At 40.7% G+C, this 7,065-nt stretch carries 6 protein-coding genes; 2 read left to right on the top strand and 4 right to left on the bottom strand.

Features of this window, described 5'->3' with window-relative positions:
- Positions 1 to 255, bottom strand: a 255-nt coding sequence (locus QW597_06860) for an MBL fold metallo-hydrolase (protein ID MEM0156298.1), incomplete at its 3' end; no start/stop codon positions are given.
- A complete protein-coding gene (locus QW597_06855; GenBank protein ID MEM0156297.1) occupies positions 252 to 1,394 on the bottom strand; it encodes a mandelate racemase/muconate lactonizing enzyme family protein in 1,143 nt (380 codons plus the stop codon). The genes QW597_06860 and QW597_06855, both read right to left, overlap by 4 nt.
- Before the next feature lie 139 nt (positions 1,395 to 1,533).
- On the opposite strand from QW597_06855, the gene QW597_06850 reads away from it, so the two are divergent.
- Entirely contained in the window at positions 1,534 to 2,973 is a 1,440-nt protein-coding gene (locus QW597_06850) for an aldehyde dehydrogenase family protein (GenBank protein MEM0156296.1), read from the top strand.
- Between the two features lie 51 nt (positions 2,974 to 3,024).
- Positions 3,025 to 3,804, top strand: coding sequence for an SDR family oxidoreductase (locus QW597_06845; protein MEM0156295.1), 780 nt, complete (start codon positions 3,025 to 3,027; stop codon positions 3,802 to 3,804).
- Positions 3,805 to 3,980: 176 nt separating this feature from the next.
- Here the strand turns inward: QW597_06845 and QW597_06840 are convergent, their stop codons facing one another.
- Together QW597_06840 and QW597_06835 are read right to left on the bottom strand one after the other, a co-directional pair.
- Entirely contained in the window at positions 3,981 to 4,949 is a 969-nt protein-coding gene (locus QW597_06840; protein ID MEM0156294.1) for a Gfo/Idh/MocA family oxidoreductase, read from the bottom strand.
- 169 nt (positions 4,950 to 5,118) lie between these two features.
- Complete coding sequence (locus QW597_06835; protein MEM0156293.1) at positions 5,119 to 6,513, bottom strand: sugar porter family MFS transporter; 1,395 nt, start codon at positions 6,511 to 6,513, stop codon at positions 5,119 to 5,121.
- Positions 6,514 to 7,065: the final 552 nt, after the last annotated feature.

Genomic DNA, 7,065 nt, shown 5'->3' with positions numbered 1-7,065 from the left:
GACTATTTCAGAGCTCTCGAATAAGTCGGTATTAAGACAGTGATCCCAGTTTAGGTGTGTTAACACTATCACGTCAATTTCGCTAGGCTTGATTTTAAGTTCTGACAATTTCTGAACCAAAACATCCCTGTTCCCGAAGTGTCCTGTGTCTACTAGGATACGTTTATCATCTTCTACAAGTGTTACCGCACTTGCGCCCATTGAACCGTATGAGCTAATTATTCCAGCTCCCCTTAGAACTCTGGTTATCCTCATCTAACATCGCCATGATACTTGTAATCCTCGCTAAAATATTCCAGATGCATTTTTTGATATGGATATTTATTGAGAACCTTCTCATCAATTTCTATTCCAAGACCTGGCTTGTTACTTGGGTAAATGTATCCATCTTTGAGGTAGAAATACTCCTTTATAAGGTCGTGCCGGACCGATTCAGCATCCAGCCAGAATTCTAAAATTAAGGCATTAGGCATTGTGATTAATGCGTTCAATGATGCAGCTGTAGCAACGGGTCCATTTGGGTTATGTGGTGCTACAGTTACGTAGTTTATATTAGCCATAGACCCAACTTCAACGAGCGGTAGAATGCCTCCCATGTGGCACACATCTGGCTGTATTATGTCAGCGGATCTTTGTGATAACAACTCCCAGAACCTGTTTCTTGATATGATTCTCTCTCCTGTTGCTATAGGAACACTAGACCCCCGTCTCACTTCTGCCATTGAAACTATATCCTCCTCAGGAACTGGCTCTTCAAACCAGAAGGGGTCATATCTAGAAATTTCTTGGGCAATCCTTAGTGCAGTCCTTGTGTTGAATCTTCCGTGTGCCTCGATCATCAGATCGACATCATCTCCAACAGCATCTCTTATTGACCCTATCCGGGCCTTCGCTTTCTCCAATTTAGTGCGAGTAATAGTGGGACCGGCGCCGCCAAAGGGGTCGAACTTTAAGGCGTTGAACCCTCTTTCAACCGTTTTCACTGCCGCCTTCGCGAAATCTTCGGGGCTCGCGTTTCCAGATATAAAACCATTTCCGTAGACTTTCACCCTTTCCACAGCTTTACCTCCAAGGAGACTATAAACTGGTTTTCCTACTGTCTTACCCATAGCATCCCAAAGGGCCTGCTCAATCGCACTCTGGGCAGTAGATAATATTGGTCCGTTTCTCCAAAAGAAATTTCTTTGGAAAAAGTTGGTTATCTCGGTAATCTCTATCTCTCGACCAATCAGAAAGGGTTTTAAATCATTTACCGCCGACTCTATAGTCTTTTCAAAGTCTCCGAGTGTTCCTTCCCCATAGCCTTTTACTCCTTCATCGGTCGTTATTTCAACTATGACAAAATTACGCCAAACAGCCGCTGCAAAGAAGGTCTTGATATCTTTGATCTTCATACCCTGTTATTGAACAGCTATATTAATTTCTTTTCTAGTATATGCTTTTAAATATACTCAAAAGAATATACTCCAATACATTACCCTTTTATTAACCTATGCGATTACTAAAAGAACATAATTTTTTGGAGAGGAAAAAATGAAAGGGGCAATCATAGGAACCGAGTACATGTCAGACAAGGGGAATGCGGTATATAATCCCTCAACCGGGGAGATACTTGATTACGTCCCAGATCTGGATCTAAATGACATTCGGCGCGCCATTGATACTGCCGATACGGCATATCAAAAATATTCAACAATGCCCGCTAGTTTTAGGAAAAAGCTGCTGATAAGAACAGCTGAGCTTATTCGTGAATCAGCAGGCAATCTGGCATTCACCATGTCTTCAGAGATGGGAAGACCTATTAAGAGTTCAAGGGCAGAAATTGAAAGAACCGCTCAGATCTTCGAATATTGTGCGTGGGAACTTTCACACGTTCTCACAGGAGACTTTATTCCACTCGAAATTTATGAAAGCCCAGCAGGAAATGAAAATAGATTTGCTTTTGTTGAAAGGGAGCCCGTTGGCGTGGTTGCGTCTATTACACCTTTCAATTTTCCAGGCGCGAGTTTCGCCCACAAGGTCGCGACAGCTCTGGCAGTGGGAAACACGGTTGTTCACAAACCCACAAGAAATGCCCCACTCACTCAACTTGGAATAGCTAGCCTAATGCTCAGGGCCGGATTTCCCGAAGGTACCATAAATGTTATCACAGGTAGTTCTAAGGTTATAGGAAATGAATTTACGAGTAACGAAAAGATACGAATGATAACATTCACCGGTTCTTCTGGAGTGGGTCTCGATCTTGCATCAAAAGCAATGAGCCGTGGAATCAGGTCTATAATGGAACTTGGCGGGAGTGATGCCCAGATTATACTAGATGACGCTGAACTTAACTCGGCTGTAGAAAAAGCAACCTTTGGAAGATACGACTATGCCGGTCAATTCTGCAATTCTACGAAGCGGCTTATTGTCTTCGAAGACGTAGAAGAGGAAGTTGAGAGAAAGATAGTCAACAGACTGAGCCGTATGAAGGTTGGCATCGCCACTAACGAGGGCATTGATATTGGGCCTCTCATATCGGATGATGCAGTCTCTACAATGCGTGAGTTTCTTGAAGATGCAAAGGAAAAAGGCTCTAAAGTTGTTTACCAAAATGAAATACCGAAGGGTGGATTTTTCTTCCCACCAACCTTAGTCAGAGTTTCTGAAACTACTCCGCGCATAGTAAGCGAGGAGGTTTTTGGGCCTATTTTACCCATTCAGACGGTTAAATCGGATGAAGAGGCTGTGGAATTACTGAATTCATCCAAGTTCGGATTGAACTCATCCGTTTTCTCGAGGAATTTCTCTCGCGCTTATAAAATTGCAAAAAAACTGAAGGTAGGGACGGTTATAATCAATGACACTACAAGGTTGAGATGGGACCAGCTACCCTTTGGTGGACCAAAGTTAAGTGGGATAGGCAGGGAGTCTGTAATAAATACCATGATGGAAATGACTGAACCAAAGGTCATAGCCTATAGAATTGAATAAACGACGTGGTGGATGTGAAACTTTATCCTCGATTTATGGAGGCTTGGAGATATGCAAAATCTACAGCATAAGAACGTAATTGTAACAGGTGGCACTCATGGAATAGGGGAACGCACTGCAAGGTACTTTTCTGAACTTGGGGCGAACGTCTTAATTATTGGAAGGGATGAAACACAAGCACAGAAAATTATTGAGGCTAGCCCGGCAGGTAGTATAAAGTTCGTGAAGTGCGAACTTTCTGTAAGAACAGAAGTATTGAGACTTGTTGATAGAATTTCTAGGGAAGATACAGTTTATGATATACTTATAAACAATGCTTCTAGGAACTCAAGATTCAACATCTTGAATATTAAGGAAGATGAATGGGATTCAATGCTTGAACTCAACTTGACCGTCCCGATGCTGCTGTCAAGGTGTGTCGCACAAAAATTGATAAGAAATAATAAACCAGGGCATATCATTAATATTGGTGCAGTTCAGTCGTTCTTCCCTCTGGATTCATCTCTTGCGTATTCGACAGTCAAGGGTGGTTTAAGGTCACTTACTAAAAGCATGGCAGTTGATCTTGCCCCCTATGGTATATTAGTTACTCTTGTGATGCCAGGACCAATATACGCAAAAGGTAGTGGCGATACCCCCTCCCCTGAACTGGATTCAAGGTCTGCAGCTTTGATCCCTCGGATGGGACGAACAATTGAAGTCGCAAAGCTTCTAGCTTTTCTGGCATCGGACGATAACAGTTTCATGACTGGGAATGAAATAATAATAGATGGTGGCAGGACTGTGTCTAGGAAGCCTGATCCAGAAGAAATCAAAGAGGACGTTATCTGAGACTTCTCCGATCCAGCATAAAAAAACAATTTTTCGAACATTTTATATCGAATTAGTTTCAGAATTTTATGGCTTCTTAGGTAGTCTAGCATATTTCTAATTTTTGTAGGAATATTCTAGCTTCCTTTAATTGCTTATCAAACATTAAAAAAATAATATAATGTTATGAGAAAGTTTTACAGGCTAGTTTTAGATCCGTAAATTTTTTCGACTACTCTCAAGTTTCTCAACGCATTTTGAGGTGGATAAGGAACATCAGTATCTAATTCGACAGATTTAGCGAATTCGGATATTTCCTTTACAAATACATCATATTTTTCTATCTCTAATTTCTGTCCGTTGAAAATAAGATCTCCATATGCTGTTTTCCTACTCGGGAACTTAAAGTCTTCGAGAGATCTTCCCCCAACATCCTCGTAGATGGACCCTTCGGCACCAATTATTTCGAAACCTGGCAATATCGGTGGATATTGATAAGCCCAGCTATAGAATAAAATACCAGTCGCTCCTGATGTGAAATCAAACAATGCGTAGGTTGTGTCTTCACCTTCTAAGGTAGAGCCTCCGTGTACGGATTTTCCAGAGACATTATGATAATCTCCACCCAGATCTAGTATGGTCTCCACGTAGTGGATTCCACCATCAATCAATGCACCACCACCCATTAGAACCTTGTTTGTTTTCCAGATGTTTCGTACGAAATGCCTTTGGTCTCTTACTATAAGTGAGTGTACTCTACCTATTTTTCCTTCTTTTGTCAACTGCTTTGCCTTAATAACAGCAGGATCAAAGAAATACTGCTCCGCAACCATGAACTTTACTTTCGCGGCAGAGGCTGCCATGATTATTTCCTCGCCATCTTTAACCGACGTGGACAGTGGTTTTTCAAGAAGAACATTTTTCCCTTTTTTTATAGACTTGATAGCAAGTTCTTTGTGAAGTGTATGAGGGACCACAAGATCTATTATTTGCGCATCAGAACGTAACGCCTCATCAAGATTGCCGTAGACCTTTTTTATCTCAAAGTTTTCTTTGCAATAGTCTATAGTTTGTGTGTCAGTTTCCACTATGCTTATGTCCATTCCTCTAATCGACCTAAGGTGAACTTTTCCAAATCCCCTGCATCCTACTACTACAATCTCCATTAGATTTCATCTCCTCTTTTTATTCCCGTCAGTTTAAACAACTAGTTGCATTTTTGAAAGGATATAACGAAACAATATGTGCAACCCCATACTTGGAGTTTTCAGCTTCTCTCTAATTGTACATAAGTTAAAAAAAAGAATAAATAAGTGTTATTAATATTTACTCCTTCTATATCTTCTTTCTTAGCTCCCTGATAGGTCTCCCATATACCATATCCATCTGTTCTATCGTCTTTCCCTTCGTTTCAGGGACCATCAGTAGCACAAAGATCACTGAAAGTGCTGACAGCGCAAGCTCGAATACAAAGAATGAGAAGAGGCCAAAGTCAGCTTTCCATATTGGGAATATCCATAGTATTATTCCATTAGCAATCCAATCCGATGCAGCCATTATTCCGGCACCTGTTACCCTGAAATACGGATCCAACGACTCTCCCTGTAATATCCATCCAACACCCCCAACTCCAACATGGAAGAACACCAAAAACAGAGTAGATGCAGCGAAAATAATTATAGCTGCCATAGTAAGGGCGTTAGCATCGAAGTATGCTATTCCAACGAGCATTATTATTATTGATCCAAATATTCCACCATAACCTAATATCCCAAGCCCCCTTCTGCCCCATTTCTCTATCAGCATGAACGATACCCAGAACTCTATCACGCCAAGAGTTTCTGATATGGCAGTATTAAGTATGGCTCTAGGTCCAGATAAACCTATGTATTTATATATATATGGTCCATAGTATAAAATTACATTTATACCGGTTATCTGTTGAAATGCAAGCCAAAGCCCTACCACGATAAGGGCATTCCTCACTGATCTTGTCTTTAACAGTTCTCTGTATGTTGCCCCCTTTCTTGGTGGAATTATCGTTTCTTTTATATCGACTCCTATTCTTCTGAGGACATCTTTTGCTTTATCAATTTTGCCATTAATTACTAGCCATCGCGGGCTTTCTGGCAAGAATGATCTAAATATAAGCATAATGGCAGCCGGAATAGCAGCCAAGCCCAACATCAAACGCCAGTCGGCAGTTGGTGCAAGCGCATAACCTACCCAGAAAGAAATTACGCCCCCTGAAAATATCATCAATTGCTGCGAATAAGCATATTTTCCTCTTGATCTTGATGGCGTATACTCTGCAATATAAGAAGTCGCTACAGCAGTGTCAGCTCCAATAGCAAATCCTGCCAAAGATCTCCAGATTATAAGCAGAGTAAGATTCGTAGCTACTGCCGCAAGTATGGCAAAAACAAAATACATAGCACCGTCTGCGATAAGCATAGATTTTCTTCCAAACTTATCGGTTATTGGGCCAGCAACTATCGCCCCGATGGCTGCTACAAATGAAATATAAGATACCAATATTGCGGTTGAGTTTGATGTTAGTGTAAACGGCACGTAAAGAAGAACAGAGCCTATTACTCCATTATCATAACCGAACAAAAATCCGCCAAGTGCTGCCACTATGGTGACCATGTAGATGATCCGTCTACCTACGTTTTTATCTATCTTTCCAGCAATTTCCTCATAGTTTATTTCTCCGCCTGAATCAGCCATACTATACGATCTTGATAGACATATTTAAATTTATTTGTCTCATTATCCTAAAAAGTATACTGGATTATATAGTTCTAATTTAAAAAAATACTCTAGATGTATTGAGCAGTTCTCAAGTTGAATTTTCTGCAGTTTACATGGGTATGGCGATCAGAGGATAATGCTCTATTTAGGGTAGGAATAGGTATGAAGGCACGGGAATGCTAACGGATCATGCAATAATGTCCATTAGGGTCCCCCAAATCGGTACCATAATTGGTATTAATATGGTCTCTATTCTGCAATTTATAGGAAGATGAAGAGCACCCAAATTTGAAGTAATACCTTTACCATCGGTGGCAGTTTACTCAAAAGGAATTAAGAAAACAAGAAGATAGGTCAAGTCATTTCATTTTTTAGCACTAATCATATGAAAGTTCCGACTATTCTGTTCATCTTCCCAGAGCGTAATCCGAAGATGTTGTCGTCACTATTCCCAGGAAAAATTCATGGCCATCGAGACAAAAGTGGTTTAAAACTAGAGATCCTACTGTGGCATAATGACTAGATATA

It is taken from the genome of Thermoplasmataceae archaeon (genome assembly GCA_038729425.1).
Taxonomy (GTDB): domain Archaea; phylum Thermoplasmatota; class Thermoplasmata; order Thermoplasmatales; family Thermoplasmataceae; genus B-DKE.
Note: the sequence above shows the minus strand (reverse complement) of the source record. Positions and strands in the feature narration are given on the sequence as shown.